Genomic DNA, 20,637 nt, shown 5'->3' on the forward strand with positions numbered 1-20,637 from the left:
GAAGTCTGTCGCTGATATTGTGCTCAGCATCCTGGTTGGTGCGGCGCTCGGCGCCGCCCTCGCCCTCACCGATCCCTACCGGCCGGAACTGCACTACATGCGCGGCCCCGGCCCGCGCTGGCACGCGCGGCATGCGGCGCGATAGCCGGTCGTCGGCCGAAGCCCCCTCGCGATCCGGGCGAGACCGGAGCCGTCGCGGCAGGGGCGGGCCGGACGGGAGCGGGGCGGTTCCGCTGATCGGGTAGCGCCCCCGTCGCCGGGTTTGCGGATTCACACTTCAGGTGGTGTGCATGCCCTCTCCCCGCGTGCGGCCACCGTGTGCGCACAGCATAGGAAGACATGTTCCCTATCAAAAGGATGATCGTTCCGGTCGATCAGACATCGAGCTGATCCTTCATCGCTCAGCCACACCCGCTGCGCGATCGCCAGCAGGGCATCGCAAGGCTCGATCGACGCCGATAGAGCCGAAGACGGGTCGATTTCATCCCGTCAGGTGATGGTGAGCCACAGCTTCGAACCCGGCTCATGGCAACAAACCCACCTCCTCATGCTGAGGTGCGACCGAAGGGAGCCTCTGGCGGGCCGCAGGCCCGCACGCACCCCAGAACGGCGGATCCAAGGCACGTTTCTCTTGGATAGACGGCCAGGGGTGCTTCGAGGCTCCCTTCGGTCGCACCTCAGCACGAGGCGTGTTGTGTTTTCCAGAAGCGCTCATCTGATGAGCCGGCTGCAAAGATGTGTGCACACGGTCCCCGCACGCGGGGAGAGGGCCTGCGCACGAACCGAAGCGGGAATCCGCAAGCCCGCGGGGCGGCCGGACGCGGTCAGCCCAGGGACCGGGCCGCCGCCGCGACCTTGTGGACGGCCCCGTCGACGTCGATCGCGGCCGCCGCGATCTCCTCCAGGCTCAGGCCCGTGTGCCGCACCCGGTCGGCCGCGTGCTGCATGTTCAGCGCCATGTCCTGGGTCACGGCGGCCTGCTCCGTCACCGCCGAGGAGACGCTGAGGGAGATCGCGCTGAGCTGCGTGATGGTGTCGGCGATCGCGCCGATCGCGCCCACGGCCCGCGAGGTCGCCCCCTGCACCGCCGCGATCTGCCGGCCGATCTCCTCGGTGGCGCGCGTGGAATGCCCCGCCAGCGCCTTCACCTCGGCGGCGACCACCGCGAAGCCGCGGCCCGCCTCGCCGGCCCGGGCCGCCTCGATCGTGGCGTTGAGGGCCAGCAGGTTGGTCTGGTCCGCGATGGAGCGGATCAGCGCCACCGCCTCGCCGATCGTGTCCGCCGCCGCGGTCAGGCCGGACACGATCTCCCCCGCCTCGCGGGCGCGCTGCACGGCGCCGTCGGAGGTCGCGCGCGCCTCGGTGGCGTGGCGGCTGAGCTCGTCGATGGAGGCGGCGAACTCCTCCGCACCGGCCGCGACCGCCTGCACGTTGCCCGACGCCCGGCCCGTCGCGTCGCTCACCGTTCGGACCTGCTCGCTCACCGCCGACATCGCCCGGCTGATGGTCTGGAGGTCGGTCGCGATCGCCTCCTGCCCCTCGGCGCGGCGCCTGCGCTCCTCCACCTGCCGGGTGATGTCGGTGGCGAACTTCACCACCGCGCAGGGACGGCCGTCCGCGTCGAGCACCGGGTTGTAGCTGCCGAAGATCCAGATCGGGCGGCCGCCCTTGCCGACGCGGCGGAACTCGCCCGCGCGGAACTCGCCCGAAGCCAGCGCCCGCCAGAACGCGGCGTATTCCGCCGATGCGGCCTCCGCCTCGGGCACGAACAGGCGGTGATGCCGCCCGACGATCTCCTCGCGGGCGTAGCCCATGGCGGCGAGGAAGTTCTCGTTGGCCTCCGTGACGGTGCCGTCGAGGGCGAAGTGGATGACCGCCTGCGCCCGGTGGAGCGCGCCGATCTGGCCGGCCTGGGCGGCGTCCTGCATCTTCCGGGCGGTGACGTCGGTGGCGAACTTCACCACCTTGGCGAGGCGGCCGCCCCGTCCCGCCACCGGGTTGTAGGAGGCCTGGATCCAGACCGGCCGGCCACCCTTGCCGACGCGGCGGAACTCGCGGGCCTGGAACTGCCCCTCGCGCAGGGCCTGCCAGAACTGCCGGTACGCGGGCGTGTCGCGCTCGGCCTCGGGCACGAACAGGCTGTGGTGCTGGCCGCGGACCTCCTCCAGGGTGTAGCCCAGCCACCCCAGGAACACCGCATTGGCCGAGAGGACGCGGCCCTCCATGTCGAATTCGATCCGGCCCTGCGACCGATCGAGGGCGTCGAGCACAGAGGCGGTCTTGCTGAACAGGAGCGACATGCCGAAGCCGGATCGGTGGGAGGATTATGTTCCCAATTTGGATGAAAATCATGAACCGCGTCTTAATTGCTTCTCGTCTCAAATGTTAAAGGAACAATTCGGAAGGCGGACCGTCCGAGATTTGTATCGGATTTGCTTCCCGGCCGGGGCGACCGAGACGCGGCGGCGATCGCGTCCCTTCCGCGGCCCTGCGGCGCGCGGCATGGTCGGGACCGGCCAATTCGAGCGCAAGGCCCGGGATGCGGGCGGGACCGCGCCCGGACATTGTGCCGGCATCGGCGGTCGCGGACCGCCCCAGGATCCAACGTCATGACCCAGCCCGAGCCCGACCCGATCCTCGCGCCGCGGGAGCCCCGCTACGCGGCCCTGGTCCGGCGCGACCCGGAGGCCGACGGCACCTTCGTGTACGCGGTGCGCACCACCGGCGTGTATTGCCGGCCGAGCTGCCCGGCCCGCACGCCGCTCGCCCGCAACGTCGCCTTTTACGCCACGCCGGCCGAGGCCGAGGCGGCGGGCTTCCGGGCGTGCCGGCGCTGCCGCCCGGACGGGCCCGCGCCGGCCGCCCGGCAGGCCGAGGCCGTCGCCCGCGCCTGCCGGATGATCGAGGAGGCCGAGACGCCGCCCGCCCTCGACGACCTCGCCCGCGGGGCCGGCTTGAGCCCCTGGCACTTCCACCGCGTGTTCAAGCGGGTCACCGGCGTGACCCCGAAAGCCTACGCGGCGGCGCGGCGCGGCGCCCGCCTGGCGGAGGGCCTGCGGGGCGAGGCCGGCACTGTCACGGCGGCGATCTACGAGGCCGGCTACGCCACCGCGAGCCGCGCCTACGCGGCGGCGCCGGGTCGGCTCGGCATGACCCCGACCGCCTACCGGGCGGGGGGCACGGGGGCGGCCATCCGCTTCGCGGTCGGGGAATGCTCGCTCGGCACCGTCCTGGTGGCGGCGACCGAGAAGGGGCTCTGCGCCATCCTGCTCGGCGACGACCCGGAGGCGCTGGTGCGCGACCTCCAGGACCGCTTCCCGAAGGCCGCGCTGATCGGCGGCGATCCGGATTTCGAGGCCACGGTGGCGCGCGTGGTCGGCCTCGTCGAGGCCCCGGGGACGGGGCGGTTCGACCTGCCCCTCGACATCACCGGCACCGCCTTCCAGCAGCGGGTCTGGCAGGCTCTGCGGGCGATCCCGCCCGGCCGCACGGCCACCTACACGGAGGTCGCCCGCGCGATCGGGGATCCGCGGGCGGTGCGCGCCGTGGCCCGGGCCTGCGGGGCGAACCCGATCGCCGTCGCGATCCCCTGCCACCGGGTGGTGCGCCACGACGGCGCGCTGTCGGGCTACCGCTGGGGCGTGGAGCGCAAGCGCACCCTCTTGGCCCGCGAAGCGGGCGCCGCGCCGGAGGGCGAGCGATGACCGGCGATCCCGTCGCCACCCTCGACTGGGAGCGGATCACGGCCGACCTCGACGCGCAGGGCTGCGCGGCCGCGGGCCGGCTCCTCGACCCCGAGACCTGCGCGGCGCTGCGGGCGCTCTACGACCGGGAGGCGCCGTTCCGCAGCCGGATCGTCATGGCCCGGCACGGCTTCGGGCGGGGCGAGTACAAGTACTTCGCCTACCCGCTGCCGGAGCCCCTCGGGCCCCTGCGGGCCGCGCTCTACGCGAGGCTCGCCCCGCTCGCCGACCGCTGGAACGAGGCCCTCGGCGCGCCGGTGCGCTACCCGCCGGACCACGCGTCCTTCCTGGCGCGCTGCCACGCGGCCGGGCAGGCGCGCCCGACGCCGCTCCTGCTGCGCTACGGCCCGGGCGACTACAATTGCCTCCACCAGGACCTCTACGGCGCCCACGTCTTCCCGCTGCAGGTGGCGATCCTGCTGTCGCAGCCCGGCCGCGACTTCGCGGGTGGCGAGTTCGTGCTCACCGAGCAGCGCCCGCGGATGCAGTCGCGGGCCGAGGTGGTGCCCCTCGCCGAGGGCGAGGCGGTGATCTTCGCGGTCCACCACCGGCCCGTGCGGGGCACGCGCGGCGCCTACCGGGTCGCGATGCGCCACGGCGTCAGCCGGGTGCGCGCGGGTGAGCGCTTCACCACCGGCCTCATCTTCCACGACGCTGCGTGAGGCTCAGCGCTTCTTCGGCGGGGGCGGCGGCGGCGCCTGATCGTCGCCGCCGCCGCCGAGCGACGACTTGATGGCGAAGGCGACGAGCGGGGGCGCCACGTCGACGATCTCCGCCTTGGTGAGCCCGGCCTTGGGATCGTAGGTGCCCACCACCATCACGACCTTCCCGGCGGTCTTCGCGAGGTCCGGGGCGTTGGGGCCGTCGCCCGCGACCGCCACGGGCCTGCCGGAGATCTCCTCGCCCTTGGGATCGTTGGTGAACAGGACCGTGAGCTTGCCGTCCTTCGGCACGCCGATGTAGCAGATCTCGGTCTCGGTCCGGCACGGATAGAGCAGTCCGGCCGTGGCGTCCGGCGGCGGGGGAGGAGGCGCCTCCTTCGGCGCGGGCGGCGGTGCCTTCGGCTTCGGTTGGGCCGCGGCGGGCGCCGCGAGGGCGATGAGGATCGTCACGGCGAAGAACGGGCGGTGGCTCACGGTCGGTCTCCTCCCAGGCCGAAGAAGACTGTCGCGAAACCGCGTGCCGTCAAGGTGAGGGGCCGCGAAGACTGCTGAGACACCGGCGAGAGACCACCCAGAGACCCTCACGGGGCCGCGCGTTGCCGGGGAACGACGGGGCGAGCTTGGCGTTGTGGACGCAACCTTGGTCCCGCGACCCGGAGATCTGCGTGCGCGTCCGTTCCCTGATGCTGGCCTTCGGCTTCCTGGTGGCGCTCTGCGGCTGGACGAGCGCCTCGCCGCTCATCCCGAGCGCCGCCGTGACCGTGGCCCTCGATCAGCCCTCGGGCGTGGAGATCGTGCGCTGGCGGCGCCACCACCGGCACTGGCATCGGCATCGGCACCACCGCCGGCACTGGCATCACCACCGTCACCGGCACCACTGGCATCACCGGCGGGGACACGGACACCATCCGGCCCCGCATCGCCGCGGCGGCGGGCTCCATTTCAGCCGGCCCGCCGGCCATTCCTGGATCGAACCCCGCCAGGCGGGCCGCTGAGCCGCCATGCCGCCCGGCCCGCCTCGGGAGCCCGGTCGGGGGCGCGACTGGCTCGACCTGAGCGGCGCGTCTCCCGGCGCCGCGCCGCCTTCGCCGGCCGCCGCGCCGTGGCGCGAGCGCGCCTTCGCGAGGGCCGTCCGCGCCCGTGAGCGGATGCGCGCGGCCCTGGCGGGGGCCCGGGCCGGCGGCGGCCGTACCGCCGCCCGGATCGCCGCGCACCCGGCCGCCGCGCGCGTCGCGTCCGGCCTCTCCCTCGTGCGGACCCGGGTCGCCGGCCCGCTCGGCCGGGTCGCGTCCCGCCTGCCCTGGCGGCGGCTGATCGCGGGCGGCCTCGCCCTCGTCCTGGCGGCTGTCCTGGGCACGGTCGCGTACGCGCTCGCCACCCTCCCGGTGAATGGCGGCCTGGTGATCGAGCCGACCGCCTCCGCCCTGGTGATGCGGGCCGAGAACGGGGACGCCTTCGCGACCCGCGGCGTGATCAAGGGCGCCAAGCTCGCGCCCCGCGAGGTGCCGCCGGTCCTGGCGAAGGCCATCGTGGCGATCGAGGACCGGCGCTTCTCCACCCATCACGGGGTCGATCTGCGCGGGCTCCTGCGCGCGGCCCTGCGCAACACCGCGGCCGGCGGCACCCGGGAGGGCGGCAGCACGCTCACCCAGCAGCTCGTGCGGATGAACTACCTCTCCCAGGACCGCACCCTGAAGCGGAAGGTGCAGGAGGCGATCCTCGCCCTCTGGCTCGAATCGCAGCTGCCCAAGGAGGAGATCCTCACCCGCTACCTCAACACCGCCTATTTCGGGGCCGGCGTCTACGGGGCGGACGCGGCGGCGCAGCGCTACTTCGGGAAGTCGGCCCGCGACCTCACCCTGCCGGAGGCCGCCATGCTGGCGGGGCTGGTGCGGGCGCCCTCGCAGCTCGCCCCGCACCGCAACCTCGACGGCGCCCGCGGCCGCGCCGCGCAGGTGCTGGAGGCGATGGTCGAGACCGGGGCGATCACCCCGGCCGAGGCCGAGGACGCCCGCAAGCATCCGGCGAGCGTGCAGGTCCCCACCGACACGCCGGTCGGCAGCAACTACTTCGTCGACTGGGCGGCCGATCAGGCGAAGGGGCTGATCGGGCTCGGGCCGGCGGACGCGACCCTGCGCACCACCCTCGACCTGAGCCTCCAGAACATCGCCGAGAGCGTGCTCGCCCGCCACCTCGACAAGGACGGCGAGCGCCGCAAGGTCTCGCAGGGGGCGATCGTCGCGATGGCGCCGGACGGGGCGGTGCTGGCGATGGTCGGCGGGCGCGACTACGCCGACAGCCAGTTCAACCGGGTCACGCAGGCGCGGCGCCAGCCCGGCTCGCTGTTCAAGCTCTTCGTCTACCTGACGGCGCTCAAGCAGGGCTACCGGCCGGATTCGGTGATGGTCGACCGCCCGACCCAGGTCGGCGAGTGGGAGCCGGAGAATTACGGCGGGCGCTACCGGGGCGCCGTCACCCTGCGCACCGCCTTCGCGCATTCCATCAACACGGTCGCGGTGCAGCTCGCCGAGGCGGTCGGGATCCCGGCGGTGATCGAGACCGCCAAGGGCCTCGGCATTCAGTCCGACCTGCCGAACCTGCCGAGCCTCGCGCTCGGCTCGGCGGAGACCACCCTCCTCGAACTCACCCGGGCCTACGCGGCGGTGGCGGCGGGCGCCGAGAGCGTCGAGCCCTACGCGATCCGGCAGATCGGAATCCGCGACCGCGTGCTCTACACCCGGCCCGGCACCGGCCCGGTCCCGGCCCGCGACCCGGCCGCCCGGGCCGGGATGGTCGACCTCCTCGCCGCGGTGGTGCGGGAGGGCTCGGGCAAGGGCGCGCGCGTCTCCGTGCCCTCCGGCGGCAAGACCGGCACCACGCAGGACAGCCGCGACGCGTGGTTCATCGGCTTCACGCAGGACCTCGTGGTCGGGGTCTGGCTCGGCAACGACGACAACAGCCCCATGGCGGGCGTGACCGGCGGCGAGATGCCGGCGGCGATCTGGAAGGACTTCGTCACCCAGGCGATCGCGGTGCGGGGGCGCGCCGCCAAGGCGGAGAAGGCGCAGGCGGAGAAGGCGGAGAAGGTTCAGGCCGAGAAGCCCGCACCGCGCCCCGACCAGCCCCGCCCCGAGATGGCGGCGGCGGATCCCGACGCGGACCCCGCGCCCGCCGGGAGCGCCCTGCGCGGGACGCCCGCGGTGATCGACACCGGCACCCTGGAGCTCGAGGGGCGGACGGTGCGTCTCCTCGGCGTCGAGGGCCTGTCGGGCCGCAACGCCCGCGAGCTCGGCCGCTACCTGCGGCGGCGCGACGTCGCCTGCACGCCCGCGGAAGCGGGCGCCTACCGGTGCAACCTCGACGGCCAGGACCTGTCGGAACTGGTCCTGTTCAACGGCGGCGGCCGCGCGGCCAACGACGCCACCCCCGACCTGCTCGCCGCCGAGGAGCAGGCCCGCGCGAACCGGATCGGGATCTGGCGGCGGTAGGCGGGCGTGGCGAGCGCCCTGAACCCTCCCCCCTCTGCGGGCTACCATGTGCACACATCTCGGTCGCTGGTTCATCGACTGAACGGGTCTGGAGGGCACACCACTCCTCATGCTGAGGTGCTGCGTCGCAGCCTCGAAGCACTCCTGACCATAGATCCAACACGAGACCGACTTGGACAGACTGTTCCGGGGTGCTTCGAGGCTGCTACGCAGCACCTCAGCATGAGGAGTTGGCTTGTTTGCCATCGGCCGGATCCGATGCTGCGGCTCGCCATCGCCTGGCTGGATGACATCTGCCGATTTTCAGCCTGATCGGGGTCGGTCGAGCCGTCCGAGGCGATGCAGGCACTCATGCCGCGCGTGCGGACGAGCGATGACGGGTCGGCCTGATGTCTGACCGATGTGATCGATCATCGTGTTCGGAGGGTCGCGGCCGCCATCGATCCGGCGGAGCCGCGCCGCCCCGCCACGTACACCCCCGCCGCCGCGACCTGCAGCACGGCCGCCGCGACGCAGATCCCCGCGTCCGGGCCGAGCCCCCGGATCAGCCCGAAGACCGCCGGCGCGAAGGCGTAGGCTGCCTGCGATCCCGCCACGATCAGCGCCACGATCCGGCCCACCGCCTCGCGGCGGAACTCGGCCTGGGCGATGAGCGGCGGCAGCGAGGTGGCGTTGCCGATGCCGAGCCCGATCAGGATCACGCCGCCGACGAGCAGGCCGGCCGTGCCGCCCGCCAGGGCCAGGACGACGCTGCCCGCGGCCTGCACCAGGAGGCTCAGCGCCGCGACGGCGCGCCGGTCCGCGCGGGCGGGCATGCACCAGCCGACCAGCAGCCGCCCGAGGATCGCCGCGGCGGTGGCGAGCCCGGCCGCGAGCCCCGCCCCCTGGACGCCGAGCGCCGGGGCGAGCAGCGAGACCAGCTGCGCCAGGAGGCCGATCTGGGCGAAGAGCGCGAGCGCCATGCCGAGGGCGAGGGTGACGAAGCGCCGGTCCCGCCACGGGGCCGGCGCCGGACCGGCCGGGGGCGCCGCGACCGCGGGCGGCGTCAGCGCGCCGTCGGGATGCTGCCCCACCGCCTCCGGGGTGCGGCGGAGGAGCGTCCCGGCCAGCGCGCCGACGCAGAGCACCATCGCGGTGCCGATCAGGAGGGCCGCCACGGGAAAGCCGACCGCGCCGATCAGCCAGACCCAGAGCGGCGAGAAGATCACCCCGCCGACGCTGGCGCCGTTATACGCCGTGGCGAGGGCGGCGGGCCGCCGCGCCACGAACCAGGGCGAGACGATCGCGTTCACCGCCGCCGCGCCGAGGGCGGGCCAGCCCGCCCCGGAGAGGAGCGTCGCCCCGTAGAGCTGCCAGGGCGTCCGGGCGAGGGACCAGCCGAGGATCCCGAGCGCCAGGACCACGGCCCCCGCGAGCGTCACCGCGGGCAGGCCGAAGCGCCGGTGGAGCCGCGGCAGGCCGGCGACGACCGCGACGCCCGCCAGGAAGTGCAGGGTCACGGCGCCCGAGACGAGGTCGACCGGCCAGCCCCGCAACCGGCGCACGGTCTCCAGATAGACCGGCGGGCCGTAGAAGCCGGTGCCCCAGCCGAACACCGCGACGGCGAAGGCGGCCGCCACGATCCTCCAGCCGTCGAATCGCGGGGTCGGGGACATGCGGGGATCTCCATCGGGGCGACACGGCGCGGGGACCGTTCTGCCGCTACGGGAGCCCGCGATGCTTCGGACGCGGCCGAAACGTCCGGGGAAGAGCGCGGAACACTCCCCCGGCTCCGGGCGATGGTCGAGGACCACGTTTCCGCTCCGCGAGGGTCCGGCATGGCGCAGCAGATCCCGATATCCCCCGAGGCCCGGGCGGACGGCCCGGCCGGTCCGGACGGCACCCACGCGATCGCGCCGGACGTCGCCTATCAGCGCCACACCCTCGTCAACGTGGTCTTCCTCGGGCCGCCCGGGGCGGGCGACCGGGGCTGGGTGCTGGTCGATGCCGGCATCCCGGGGTCGCGCCCGGGGATCGTGGCGGCGGCCGAGGCCCGGTTCGGGGCGGGCGCCCGGCCCGCCGCGATCCTGATGACCCACGGCCATTTCGACCATACCGGGGTGCTGGAGGATCTGGCGCAGGACTGGGACGTCCCGGTCTGGGCGCACCCGCTGGAGAGGCCCTATCTCGACGGCAGCGCCGCCTATCCGCCGCCGGATCCCAGCGTGGGCGGCGGCGTGTTCGCGCTGATCTCGCCGCTCTTCCCGACGAAGCCGGTCGATGTGAGCCGATCCCTGCGCCTGCTCCCCGAGGATGGCAGCGTGCCGCCCCTGCCGGGCTGGCGCTGGCTGCACACGCCCGGCCATGCGCCCGGCCACGTCTCCTTCTGGCGCCCGCAGGACCGGATGCTGGTGGCGGGCGACGCCTTCGTGACCACGGCGCAGGAATCGGTCTACGCGGTGGCCGTGCAGGAGATCGAGATCCACGGGCCCCCCCGGTACCTGACGGTGGATTGGGCGGCGGCGCGCGCCTCCGTGGAGGCGCTGGCGCGGCTGCGCCCGGAGACGGCGATCACCGGCCACGGCCGGCCGCTGCGGGGCGAGCCGCTGCGCCGGGGCCTCGACGACCTCGCCCGGGCCTTCGACGCGGTGGCGGTGCCGGCCGGGGGCCGCTACGTGGACCACCCGGCGCGGGCGCAGGACGGCTCGGCCTACCGGCCGGTGTGAGGGCAGGCATCGACCAACACGGCAGTGGCATCCCGCCCCCGCATCCCCTATCCGCACGGGGAGCGGCAGGGTGTGGGTGGTTCGGTGACGGAACTGGTGAGCGCGTGGTTCGGGCTGTTGAGCGCGATCCGGGTGGAGGGTCTGGCGACCCTCGGCTTGGTGCTGGCGCTCGCCGTCACCCTGCACGCCCTGCTGAACAAGCGGGAGGTCGCCGCCGCGATCGGCTGGATCGGCCTCGCCTGGCTGTCGCCCCTCGCCGGCAGCGCCCTCTATGCGCTGTTCGGCATCAACCGGGTGAACCGCCGGGCGCGGCGCCTCCCCGTCCTGCCGGTCCGCAAGCCCGGCGTGAAGCAGGCCGACCCCGTCACCGTGCCGCCGCCGTTCCGCGCCCTCGAGCGGGCCGGCGACCGGCTCACCCACCTGCCGCTCACCGGCGGCAACCGGATCGTTCTCCTGCGCCACGGCGACGAGGCCTATCCGGCGATGCTGGCGGCGATCGAGGCCGCGCGGGAGAGCGTCGGCCTCTCCAGCTACATCATGCGGGACGACGCGAGCGGCGAGGCCTTCGTGGCCGCGCTGGCGCGGGCCAAGGCCCGGGGCGTCGCGGTCTGCGTCCTGATCGACGGTATCGGCAGCGGCTACTTCTTCCCGGCGATCTACCGGCGCCTGCGCCAAGAGGGCATCCCGGCCGGCCTGTTCATGCACTCGGCGGTGCCCTGGCGGATGCCGTTCCTGAACCTGCGCACCCACAAGAAGGTGCTGGTGGTCGATGGCCGGGTCGGCTTCGCGGGCGGGGTCAATATCGGCGACGAGAACCGCGTCTCCCAGAACCCGCCCGAGCCGGTGCGCGACACCCATTTCCGCCTCGACGGGCCGGTGGTGGGCCAGCTCGCCCAGGCCTTCGCCCGCGACTGGTCCTTCGTGATGGGCGAGGACCTGGAGGGACCCGCCTGGTTCCCGGCGATCCCGCCGGCGGGCGACGTCCCGGCCCGGGTCGTCACCTCGGGACCCGACGCCGACATCGAGAAGATCGAGTACGTGGTGCTGGCCGCGCTCGCCGTCGCGCAGCACTCCGTGCGCCTCGTGACGCCCTACTTCCTGCCGAGCGAGATCCTGCTCACCGCGCTGGCGCTCGCCGCCATGCGGGGCATCGCGGTCGATGTCGTCATCCCGAACAAGAGCAACCACCGGTTGGTGGATTGGGCGACCCGCGCCCATGTCGGGCCGCTCCTGAAGTCGGGTGCCCGGATCTGGCTCGACCGGCCGCCCTTCGACCACTCGAAGCTGATGGTCGTCGACGACGCGTGGTGCTTCGTCGGCAGCGCCAACTGGGACACGCGCAGCTTCCGGCTGAACTTCGAGCTCAACGTCGAGGTCTACGACACGGCCTTCGCGGCGGAGCTGAACCGGCTGATCGAGGGCAAGATGCGGGTGCAGCTCACCCGCGAGGATCTGCGGGCGCGGGCGCTGCCGGCGCGCCTGCGCGACGCCGCCGTCCGATTGCTGCTGCCATACCTCTGAGGTCGATCCGGGCGCGCAGCGGCGCGATCCGGGTGCGCGCGGCGGGCTGGTTGGCCGGTTCCAGCTGGACCAGGATCGGCCGGTGGTCGGAGGCGCCCCGCGGCAGCACCGCCCGGTGGCGGCAGATGAGGCCGCGCACGAGGCAGCGGTCGAGGCGCAGCGGCACGAGCTCCACCATCGCGTGGGTGGGGACCCGCGGGCCGACGTCCCGGAAGCCCGGCAGCAGGGCGGGCCCCACGAGGTTGTAGTCGCCGAGCACCGCGGCGCGGGCCGGAAGATGCAGCTCGATGCGGCGCAGCTGGCGCCGGTTCAGCACCTGGCCGTGCGAGAGATGCACGTTGGCGATCCCGAAGGCGCCGCAATCGAGCACCTGGGCGACGCGGTCGATGAGCGCGCCGGACGGGATCGGGATGCTGCGCGGGGGCGTCGGAAAGGGCACCGGGCTCCACATCGCCAGCCCGTGGATGCGCCGCGGCAGCGGCGCCCAGGCGTAGTGGCCGCCGACGCGCTCGGTCAGCGCCGCGATCTCGGCGGTGGCCTCCTGCATCAGCAGCAGGTCGGGCCGCTCCTGCTCGATCAGGGCGGCGATCGCCTCGACCGTCGCGCCGGTCCGCCGCAGCAGGTTCCAGCTGATGATCTTGCGCGGCGTGACGGGCATCGGGACCTGGATCGGAGCGCCGCCCGCGGGCAGGAGGGGGGAGGGAATCGGCATGGCGCCATGCACGCCCGGAATGTGCCGGGAGGATGGCGGCGTGGCCGCTGCTCAGGCGCCCGTCGGCCGCAGCCCCGGCAGCGCCCGCACCAGGGCGCGGAACCGGTCGCCCCGGTCCTCGAAGCTGCGGAACTGGTCGTAGGAGGCGCAGGCCGGCGAGAGCAGCACCACCGCCTCGCCCCCTTGCGCCTCGCCCTCTCGCGCCGCGTCCTCGGCCGCCTGCGCCACCGCCCGGTCGAGGGTGCCGCAGAGGGCGTAGGGCGCGTGCCCGTCGAGCGTCGCCGCGAAGGCGTCGCTCGCCGCGCCGATCAGGTAGGCGCGGGCGATCCGCGGGAAATAGCCCCGCAGGCTCTCGATCCCGCCCTCCTTCGGCTTGCCGCCGAGGATCCAGTGCACCCGCGGGAAGGCCGCGAGGGCCTTCTCGGTCGAATCCGCGTTGGTGGCCTTGGAATCGTTGATGAACAGCACGCCGTCGCGGCGTCCGACCTCCTCCATCCGGTGCGGCAGGCCCGGGAAGCTGCGCAGCGCCTCCGCGAAGGCCCCCGCCCCGACACCGAGCGCCCGCGCCACCGCGTAGGCGATCCCGGCATTCTGCCAGTTGTGCGCGCCGCGCAGGGACGCGATCCCGGTGAGGTCCGCCACCGGCGCGGCGGGCTCCGCGAGCCCGTCGATCAGCACCCCGTGCCGGGCGAGGATGCCGGGCCCCTCCCCGCCCTCGCCGACATGGACCCGGGTGAGCGGACCGGCGCGCCGGCCCGCGATGGCCCTCGTGTAATCGTCGTCGACCCCGATCACCGCGTGGTCCGCCCGGGCGACCAGCCGCTCCTTGATGGCGGCGTAATGCGCCATGGTGCCGTGCCGGTCGAGGTGGTCGGGCGTGACGTTGAGGAGCACGCCGATGCTGGGCGCCAGGGTCGGCGTCAGGTCGATCTGGAAGGAGGACATCTCGACCACGTGCACCCGCTCCCGCGAGGGCGGCGCGAGGGACAGGAGGGCGGTGCCGATATTGCCGCCCATCTGCACGTCGTGGCCGGTCGCCCGCAGCACGTGGGCGATCAGCGCCGTGGTGGTCGACTTGCCGTTGGTGCCCGTGATGGCCACGAAGGGCGCGTCGGGCGCCGTGGCGGCGCGCTCGCGGCAGAACAGCTCGATGTCGCCGATCACCGGCACGCCCGCCCCGGCCGCGCGCTTCACGGTCCAGTGCGGCTCGGGATGCGTGAAGGGCACGCCCGGGGAGAGGAGCAGCGCCGAAAAGCCCGACCAGTCGGCCTCCCGCAGGTCGGCGGTGGCGATCCCCTCCGCGGCGGCGGCGGCCATCCGCTCCGGGTTGTCGTCGCAGGCGACCACCCGCGCCCCCCCGGCCGTCAGGCTGAGCGCGGTGGCGAGCCCCGAGCCGCCCAGGCCGAACAGGGCGAGGGTGCGGCCGGCGAAGGTGGTGCTGGGCGTCATCGGGCAACTCAATGGGACGGCGCGACCCTAGCCTATCCGTCCGGGCGGGGGAAACGGCGCAGGCCGCTCCCAACGCAGGGTGCAGCTTCGACGGACAAGCCCCCTTTTCCGGACGACTGAAGCGCCAGCGGAAGGAGATCCGGAAACCCGATGATGAAGTGACGCGAAGCGGCTCCGGATGCCAGCAACGGTGCTGCAAAGCGGACGCTTCGCGACGTCGTGTGCTGGTTCCCGGATCTCCTTCCGCTGACGCTTCAGTCGTCCGGGAAAGGGGGCGTTGAGCAAGCGTGACTCGCCCCCCTCACGCGGGGTCGAGGACCAGCCCCAGCCGGTCGCCCTGGCGCACCATCGCGCCGTCCGGCGGCTCGACCACGTCGAGGATGCTGCGGTGGACGCCGTTCACCGTGACCGGGCCGCCGATGAGTTCGTCGAGCCCGTTCGGGAAGTCCCGCGGCGCCCGCACCCAGATCAGGCCCTCGGCCGTCTCCGGTCCCTCGATCACCTCGGCTTCCCACACGGCGCGCTCCTCCTGGTCGGTCTCCCGCCTGTCGGGCAAAACCCGCCGGGACGCAACCGTCGCGCTCGGCCAGGAACTCACCCGGAGTACATGGGTTGGGCTGGCGGCCGGGACGGGATCCCGGCGCCGGGGCGGAGCCTGATGCGGATCGTCGTGTTCGGACTGACCGTCTCGTCCTCCTGGGGCAACGGCCACGCGACGCTCTGGCGCGGGTTGTGCCGGGCGCTGGCGGCGCAGGGCCACGCGGTCACCTTCTTCGAGCGCGACGTGCCCTACTACGCCGAGACCCGCGACCTGCACGAACTTCCGGGCGGCCGCCTCGTGCTCTACCCCGACTGGAGCCCCGACCTCGGGGCGGACGCGGCCCGCGCCGTGCGGGAGAGCGACGCGGCGATCGTCACCTCCTACTGCCCCGACGCGGGCCCGGCGACGGACCTTGCCCTCGAGGCGCCGGTGAGCGTCTTCTACGACCTCGACACGCCGGTGACGCTGGCGCGGCTCGACGCGGGCGAGGCGGTGCCGTATCTCGGGCCGCGGGGCCTGCGGGACTTCGATCTCGTCCTGAGCTACACGGGCGGCGGCGCGCTCACCGCCCTCAGCGAGCGGCTCGGCGCCCGGCGGGTCGCCCCCCTGTACGGCCACGTGGATCCCGACGCGCACCGGCCCTGCCGGCCCGCGCCCCACTACGCGAGCGACCTGTCCTATCTCGGCACCTACGCGGCGGACCGGCAGGCCGGGGTGGAGCGTCTCCTCGTCGCCCCCGCCCGGGAGCGGCCGGAGCAGCGCTTCCTGATCGGCGGGGCGCAGTACCCGGCGGATTTCCCCTGGGCGCCCAACATCTACTTCGTGCGCCACCTGCCCCCAGCCGAGCACCCGGCCTTCTTCTCCTCCTCGCGCTTCACGCTCAACGTCACCCGGCAGGCGATGGCCGCGATGGGCTGGTGCCCCTCCGGCCGGCTGTTCGAGGCGGCAGCCTGCGGCACGCCCCTGATCACCGACGCCTGGGAGGGGCTCGACGCCTTCTTCGCGCCCGGCCGCGAGATCGTGGTGGCGCGCACCACGCGGGACGTCGTCGACGCCCTCGCCATGGACGAGGCGGAGCGCGCGGCGCTGGCGGCGGCCGCCCGCGCCCGCACCCTCGACGAGCATTCCTCGGCCCGCCGGGCCGCGGACCTCGTCGCCCTTCTGGACCGGGCGGCCTCGCGCGAGGCCGCCGCCGCGGAGGCGTGAGCGCATGTGGGGCATCGTACCGGCGGCGGGACTCGGCAGCCGCATCCAGCCGCTCGCCTTCTCGAAGGAATTGCTGCCCGTGGGCAGCCGTCTCGACCAGGGTGCCGAGCGCCCCTGCGCGGTGAGCGAGTACCTCGTCGAGCGGATGATCCGCGGCGGGGCCGACAAGCTCCTGTTCGTGATCGCGCCGGGCAAGTCCGACATCCTCGACTATTACGGCGCGTCCTATGCCGGGGTGCCGATCGCCTACGTGGTCCAGCCCGGGGCGGCGGGCCTGTGCGACGCGATCTTCCGCGCCCTGCCCCTGGTCGGCGCGGACGAGCCGGTGATCGTCGGCCTGCCCGACACGGTCTGGTTCCCCGCCGACGGGCTCGCCGCCCTGCCCGACGACGTGCTCTCCTTCCTGCTCTTCCCGGTGGAGCGGCCGGACCTGTTCGACGCGGTGGTGCTCGACGGCGACGCGGTGCGCGAGATCCAGGTGAAGCGGGCCGACGCCGCCTCGCGCTGGATCTGGGGCGCCTTCAAGATGCCGGGTGCGACGCTGCGCGACCTGCACCGGCTCTGGCTGCAGCGGGGGCGCCGGGACGAGTATATCGGCACCCTCGTCAATGCGCATCTGGCGGAAGGCGGCCGGGCGCGGGGCCTGCGCGCGGGCACCGCCTACGTGGATGTCGGCACGCTCCACGGCTACCGGGCGGCGATCGCCCTCCTGGCCGAGGCGGCGAACCGGGAGGCGGATGCGGCGGGCGGCGCCCGCGTCGGCCTCGGCTGGCCGGGGGGCCGCGCCCCGCTCCACACCGCGTCGCGCGACTGAGGCGATGCCCCTCACCATCCTCCACGTCGCCTATCCGCTCGCCCCCGTCGGACCCGACGCGGCGGGGGGCGCCGAGCAGGTGCTGAGCGCCCTCGACGCGGCGCTCGTCGCGGCGGGCCACCGCTCCCTGGTGATCGCCTGCGCGGGCTCGCGGGTCGCGGGCCGACTCCTGGCGGTGCCCCGGACCGAGGGTGGGCTCGACGAGGCGGCGATCGCCGGCGCGCGGCTTGCCCACGCGGCGGCCGTCGCGGAGGCGGTCCGGGCGCATCCGGAGATCGACGTCGTGCACATGCACGGCATCGACTTCCACACCTGCCTGCCGCCGGCCGGCCCCCCGGTGCTGGCGACCCTGCACGCGCCCTTCTCCTGGTACGCGCCCGAGGCCCTCGCCCCGGCGCGCCCCCGGACCCACCTCCACTGCGTCTCGGCCGAGCAGCAGGCGACCGCGCCGTCCGGCCTGCGGCTCCTCCGGCCCATCCCGAACGGCGTCCCGGTGGAGGCGCTGCGCGGCGACGGTCCGCGCGGCCGCTTCGCCCTCTTCCTCGGGCGGATCGCCCCCGAGAAGGGCGTCGACCTCGCCCTCGACGCCGCGCACCGCGCCGGCTGCGCGCTCCTCGTCGCCGGCGAGGTCTTCCCCTACCCGGCGCACCGCGCCTACTTCCAGCGGGAGGTCGCCCCGCGCCTCGACAGCCGCCGCCGCTTCATCGGCCCGGTCGGCTTCCGGCAGAAGCGGCGCCTCCTCAACGCCGCGCACTGCCTCCTCCTCCCCGCCCGCGTGCCGGAGACGAGTTCGCTCGTGGCGCGCGAGGCGATGGCCTGCGGCACCCCGGTCGTCGCCGCTCCCGCCGGCGCCCTCGCCACTCTCGTCGCGCCCGCACGGACCGGCTTCCTCGCGGAGACACCCGAGGCGATGGCCGCGGCGATCCACGCCGTCGACACCATCGACCGGGAGGCCTGCCGCCGGATCGCTGCCGAGCGCTACGGGCTCGCCCCGATGATCGCGGGATACTTTGCCGCCTATGAGTGCCTCCGCCGCGATGACGCGCCGTCCTTCCGCCTCGCCGGCGCCGCCTGAGGCGTCGCCGGGCCTCGCCCTGTCGGTCCTTCGCGCGGAGGCGGATCTCGACCGGCTGGAGCCGGCCTGGTGGGCGCTGTTCAGGCGCTGCCCCTCGGCCACGCCCTTCCAGTCTCCCGCCTGGCTCATCCCGTGGTGGCGGCATTTCCGGCCGGGCGGCCTCCTGACCCTCGCGGTGCATGCGGGCCGGGATCTCGTCGCCCTCCTGCCGGCCTACCTGGAGGACGGGCCCCACGGCCGGCGCCTGCTGCCGCTCGGGATCGGGCCGAGCGACCACCTCGACATCCTCCTCGATCCGAACCGGGAGGGCGCCGCCGAGGCGTTGATGGCGGGCGTCGCCGCGCAGCGGGCGGACTTCGCGGTGCTGGACCTCGATGATCTCGCGCCGGACGCGGCGGCCTGGCGGCTGCCGCTGCCGCCGGGTGCCCGCGAGACGGTGGCCGACCAGGTCGCCTGCCCGGTCTTGCCGCTGCCGCGGCAGGTGGCGGGGCCGCAGGACCTGATCGCGTCGCGCCAGCGCCGCAAGTTGGCGCTGGCCCGCAACCGCGCCGAGCGCCGGGGCGGGGCGGCCGTGGCGACCGCGACCGATCCGGCCGCCTGCGCGGCCCTGTTCGAGCGCCTGCGCGTCCTCCACGCCGCCCGCTGGGAAGGGCGCGGCGAGGCCGGAATGCTCGCGGACCCGGCCGTTCTCGGCTTCCACCGCGAGGCGGTGCCGCGCCTCGCCCGCGCCGGCCTCGCCCGGTTCCACGCCGTGGCGATCGGCGGCGAGGGGGCCGCGGTGATCTACGCCCTGCACGACGGACGCCGGAGCTACGCCTATCTGAGCGGCTTCCACCCGGACTTCGCCTTCGAGAGCCCGGGCGTCATCGCGATGGCGGCGGCCCTGGAGAAGGCGCATGCCGACGGGGCGCGCTCCTTCCACTTCCTGCGCGGGCAGGAGCCCTACAAGTACGCCTGGGGGGCCGTCGACGTCTGGAACCGCCGCCGGAGCCTGCGATGGGATTGAGCCCGGAGGCCGAGGGCTGGCTCGCCGGGCTCGCCGCCGGCACGGTGCCGCCGCCGGTGGCCCTGATGCACCTCGCGGCGGAAGCGGCGCGGCCGGAGGCGGTCGAGGCGGCGCTGGCGGAGGCGGCCGGCCGGGCCGGCGAGCCCGCCCGCGGGCGGGTCGCGGCGGCCCTCGCCCTGTGGCGCGCCACCCCGGGGGCCTGGGAGACCGTGCGAGACGTGCTCGGCGGCATCGATCACGGCGCCTCGGCGGAGGGCGCGGACGGAGTGGCGCGGCTCGCCGCGGCCTTCGACCGCGCCGCCCGCCGCTCGCCCGAGGGGAGCGTCGCCCTCTACGCCCTCGGCAGCGCCGATCTCCTGCGCGCGGCGACGGACGAGGTCGTGGCGCAACTCGCGGCCTGGGACCTGCTCCCGCCCGACGCCCGAATCGTCGATCTCGGCTGCGGCATCGGCCGGTTCGCCGCTTCCCTGGCCCCCCACGTCGCCGCGGTGACCGGGCTCGACATCGCCCCGGCCATGATCGCGGCCTCCCGCGCGCGCTGCGCCGGCCACCCCAACGCGGTCTTCCACCTCGGCAGCGGGCGCGACCTCGCGCCGGTGCCGACCGGCGGGGCGGACCTCGTCCTCGCCGTCGATTCCTTCCCCTACCTCGTGCAGACGGGGCTCGCGGCGGACCACGTCCGCGAGGCGGCCCGGGTGCTTAGGCCCGGCGGCGACCTCGTGATCCTGAACTACTCCTATCGCGGCGACGCCGCCCGCGACCGGCGCGAGGTCGGCGGCCTCGCCCGGGCGCACGGTTTCCGGGTGCTGCGCGACGGCGTCGCGCCCTTCCGGACCTGGGACGGCGCCGCCTTCCACCTGCAGCGCATGGCCTGAGCGCCCCGGGGCCGTTCCCCTGTCCGAGTGGACAGAGTGCCCGGTTTCGGCCGATGGAGGCAGCTTGGCGGCGCCCGGCCGGGAGAGCCGCGTCCCACATCGAATCGAGGACGGATGATGCTCGCGACGCTGGTGGTGTTCCTCGGCGCCGGCCTTGGAGGGGCCCTCCGCCACGGCGTCAACCTGGCGGCCGCCCGGCTCGGGGGCAGCTTCCCGTCCGGAACCATGATCATCAACGTCGCCGGTTCGCTGGCCATGGGAGTGCTCACCGGCTGGTTCGCAGCGCGGGGCGGCGTGCCGCAGGCGGTGCGGCTCTTCCTCACCACCGGCATCCTGGGCGGGTTCACCACCTTCTCGACCTTCTCGCTCGAAGCCTTCCTGCTGATCGAGCGCGGCGCGCTCGCGGCGGCGGCCGTCTACATCGTCGGATCGGTGGCGGCCGGCATCGCGGGCGTGGCGCTCAGCCTGGCGGTGATCCGCCATTTCGGCTGAAAGGTTGACAAGCGGGCGCGAAGGGGCCGGAGTCGGCACGCCATGACCGACGCCATGACCGACGCCCCGCGCAAGCCCCGCGTCGCCATCACCTACTGCACGCAGTGCGGCTGGCTGCTCCGGGCGGCCTGGATGGCGCAGGAACTCCTCTCGACCTTCCGGGACGGGCTCTGCGAGGTCGCGCTGGTTCCCGGCACCGGGGGCGCCTTCGCGATCACCTGCGGCGAGGCGCTGATCTGGGAGCGGGTGCGCGACGGCGGCTTCCCGGACATGAAGACGTTGAAGCAGCGGGTCCGCGACGTGGTCGAGCCGGGCCGCGACCTCGGCCACGCGGACCGGGGCTGAGGC

The 20,637-nt window shown here is 74.5% G+C and carries 19 protein-coding genes; 13 read left to right on the forward strand and 6 right to left on the reverse strand.

The window, feature by feature from the left end; all coding sequences use genetic code 11:
- Positions 1-824: 824 nt before the first annotated feature.
- Positions 825-2,300, reverse strand: a complete 1,476-nt coding sequence (locus tag ACW9J6_RS22505; protein ID WP_457118750.1) for a methyl-accepting chemotaxis protein — start codon at positions 2,298-2,300, stop codon at positions 825-827.
- Positions 2,301-2,609: 309 nt separating this feature from the next.
- On the opposite strand from ACW9J6_RS22505, the gene ada reads away from it, so the two are divergent.
- A complete protein-coding gene (gene ada / locus ACW9J6_RS22510; protein ID WP_457118751.1) occupies positions 2,610-3,704 on the forward strand; it encodes a bifunctional DNA-binding transcriptional regulator/O6-methylguanine-DNA methyltransferase Ada in 1,095 nt (364 codons plus the stop codon).
- Positions 3,701-4,405 carry a 2OG-Fe(II) oxygenase gene (locus ACW9J6_RS22515; protein WP_457118752.1) on the forward strand — a complete coding sequence of 235 codons (705 nt, stop codon included), beginning with the start codon at positions 3,701-3,703 and terminating at the stop codon, positions 4,403-4,405. Before ada ends, ACW9J6_RS22515 begins: the two co-directional genes overlap by 4 nt.
- Before the next feature lie 3 nt (positions 4,406-4,408).
- Here ACW9J6_RS22515 and ACW9J6_RS22520 read toward each other — a convergent pair whose 3' ends face one another.
- Complete coding sequence (locus ACW9J6_RS22520; protein WP_457118753.1) at positions 4,409-4,879, reverse strand: hypothetical protein; 471 nt, start codon at positions 4,877-4,879, stop codon at positions 4,409-4,411.
- Between the two features lie 191 nt (positions 4,880-5,070).
- Between ACW9J6_RS22520 and ACW9J6_RS22525 the strand changes: the two genes are divergently transcribed.
- Together ACW9J6_RS22525 and ACW9J6_RS22530 are read left to right on the forward strand one after the other, a co-directional pair.
- Positions 5,071-5,400, forward strand: coding sequence for a hypothetical protein (locus ACW9J6_RS22525; RefSeq protein ID WP_457118754.1), 330 nt, complete (start codon positions 5,071-5,073; stop codon positions 5,398-5,400).
- A 153-nt stretch (positions 5,401-5,553) separates the two neighbouring features.
- Positions 5,554-7,893: a PBP1A family penicillin-binding protein gene (locus tag ACW9J6_RS22530; RefSeq protein WP_457118755.1), complete on the forward strand. Its 2,340-nt coding sequence runs from the start codon at positions 5,554-5,556 to the stop codon at positions 7,891-7,893.
- Between the two features lie 410 nt (positions 7,894-8,303).
- On the opposite strand, the gene ACW9J6_RS22535 is transcribed toward ACW9J6_RS22530, so the two are convergent.
- Positions 8,304-9,548: an MFS transporter gene (locus ACW9J6_RS22535; protein WP_457118756.1), complete on the reverse strand. Its 1,245-nt coding sequence runs from the start codon at positions 9,546-9,548 to the stop codon at positions 8,304-8,306.
- A 162-nt stretch (positions 9,549-9,710) separates the two neighbouring features.
- On the opposite strand from ACW9J6_RS22535, the gene ACW9J6_RS22540 reads away from it, so the two are divergent.
- Together ACW9J6_RS22540 and ACW9J6_RS22545 are read left to right on the forward strand one after the other, a co-directional pair.
- Positions 9,711-10,598: an MBL fold metallo-hydrolase gene (locus ACW9J6_RS22540; RefSeq protein ID WP_457118757.1), complete on the forward strand. Its 888-nt coding sequence runs from the start codon at positions 9,711-9,713 to the stop codon at positions 10,596-10,598.
- 84 nt (positions 10,599-10,682) lie between these two features.
- Positions 10,683-12,119 carry a phospholipase D-like domain-containing protein gene (locus ACW9J6_RS22545; RefSeq protein ID WP_457118848.1) on the forward strand — a complete coding sequence of 479 codons (1,437 nt, stop codon included), beginning with the start codon at positions 10,683-10,685 and terminating at the stop codon, positions 12,117-12,119.
- Here ACW9J6_RS22545 and ACW9J6_RS22550 read toward each other — a convergent pair.
- The 3 genes from ACW9J6_RS22550 to ACW9J6_RS22560 form a co-directional block, all read right to left on the reverse strand.
- Positions 12,037-12,831, reverse strand: coding sequence for an endonuclease/exonuclease/phosphatase family protein (locus ACW9J6_RS22550; RefSeq protein WP_457118758.1), 795 nt, complete (start codon positions 12,829-12,831; stop codon positions 12,037-12,039). The two genes, ACW9J6_RS22545 and ACW9J6_RS22550, sit on opposite strands and share 83 nt — an antisense overlap.
- A 51-nt stretch (positions 12,832-12,882) precedes the next feature.
- Positions 12,883-14,280, reverse strand: coding sequence for a UDP-N-acetylmuramoyl-L-alanine--D-glutamate ligase (gene murD, locus ACW9J6_RS22555; protein ID WP_457118759.1), 1,398 nt, complete (start codon positions 14,278-14,280; stop codon positions 12,883-12,885).
- Between the two features lie 301 nt (positions 14,281-14,581).
- A complete protein-coding gene (locus ACW9J6_RS22560) occupies positions 14,582-14,797 on the reverse strand; it encodes a hypothetical protein (protein WP_457118760.1) in 216 nt (71 codons plus the stop codon).
- A 141-nt stretch (positions 14,798-14,938) separates the two neighbouring features.
- On the opposite strand from ACW9J6_RS22560, the gene ACW9J6_RS22565 reads away from it, so the two are divergent.
- The 7 genes from ACW9J6_RS22565 to ACW9J6_RS22595 all read left to right on the forward strand — a co-directional run bounded on the left by ACW9J6_RS22565 (position 14,939) and on the right by ACW9J6_RS22595 (position 20,634).
- Positions 14,939-16,027: a CgeB family protein gene (locus ACW9J6_RS22565; protein ID WP_457118849.1), complete on the forward strand. Its 1,089-nt coding sequence runs from the start codon at positions 14,939-14,941 to the stop codon at positions 16,025-16,027.
- Between the two features lie 4 nt (positions 16,028-16,031).
- Positions 16,032-16,841, forward strand: coding sequence for a nucleotidyltransferase family protein (locus ACW9J6_RS22570; protein WP_457118761.1), 810 nt, complete (start codon positions 16,032-16,034; stop codon positions 16,839-16,841).
- A 4-nt stretch (positions 16,842-16,845) separates the two neighbouring features.
- Positions 16,846-17,916, forward strand: coding sequence for a glycosyltransferase (locus ACW9J6_RS22575; RefSeq protein WP_457118762.1), 1,071 nt, complete (start codon positions 16,846-16,848; stop codon positions 17,914-17,916).
- Positions 17,879-18,922, forward strand: a complete 1,044-nt coding sequence (locus ACW9J6_RS22580; protein ID WP_457118763.1) for a GNAT family N-acetyltransferase — start codon at positions 17,879-17,881, stop codon at positions 18,920-18,922. Before ACW9J6_RS22575 ends, ACW9J6_RS22580 begins: the two co-directional genes overlap by 38 nt.
- Positions 18,913-19,797, forward strand: a complete 885-nt coding sequence (locus ACW9J6_RS22585; protein ID WP_457118764.1) for a class I SAM-dependent methyltransferase — start codon at positions 18,913-18,915, stop codon at positions 19,795-19,797. The genes ACW9J6_RS22580 and ACW9J6_RS22585 overlap by 10 nt, the downstream gene beginning before the upstream one ends.
- A 117-nt stretch (positions 19,798-19,914) precedes the next feature.
- Positions 19,915-20,289, forward strand: a complete 375-nt coding sequence (gene crcB / locus ACW9J6_RS22590; protein WP_457118850.1) for a fluoride efflux transporter CrcB — start codon at positions 19,915-19,917, stop codon at positions 20,287-20,289.
- Positions 20,290-20,331: 42 nt separating this feature from the next.
- Positions 20,332-20,634 carry a SelT/SelW/SelH family protein gene (locus tag ACW9J6_RS22595; RefSeq protein WP_457118765.1) on the forward strand — a complete coding sequence of 101 codons (303 nt, stop codon included), beginning with the start codon at positions 20,332-20,334 and terminating at the stop codon, positions 20,632-20,634.
- Positions 20,635-20,637 lie beyond the last annotated feature (3 nt).

The sequence above is a fragment of the Methylobacterium sp. JK268 genome (assembly GCF_054052225.1).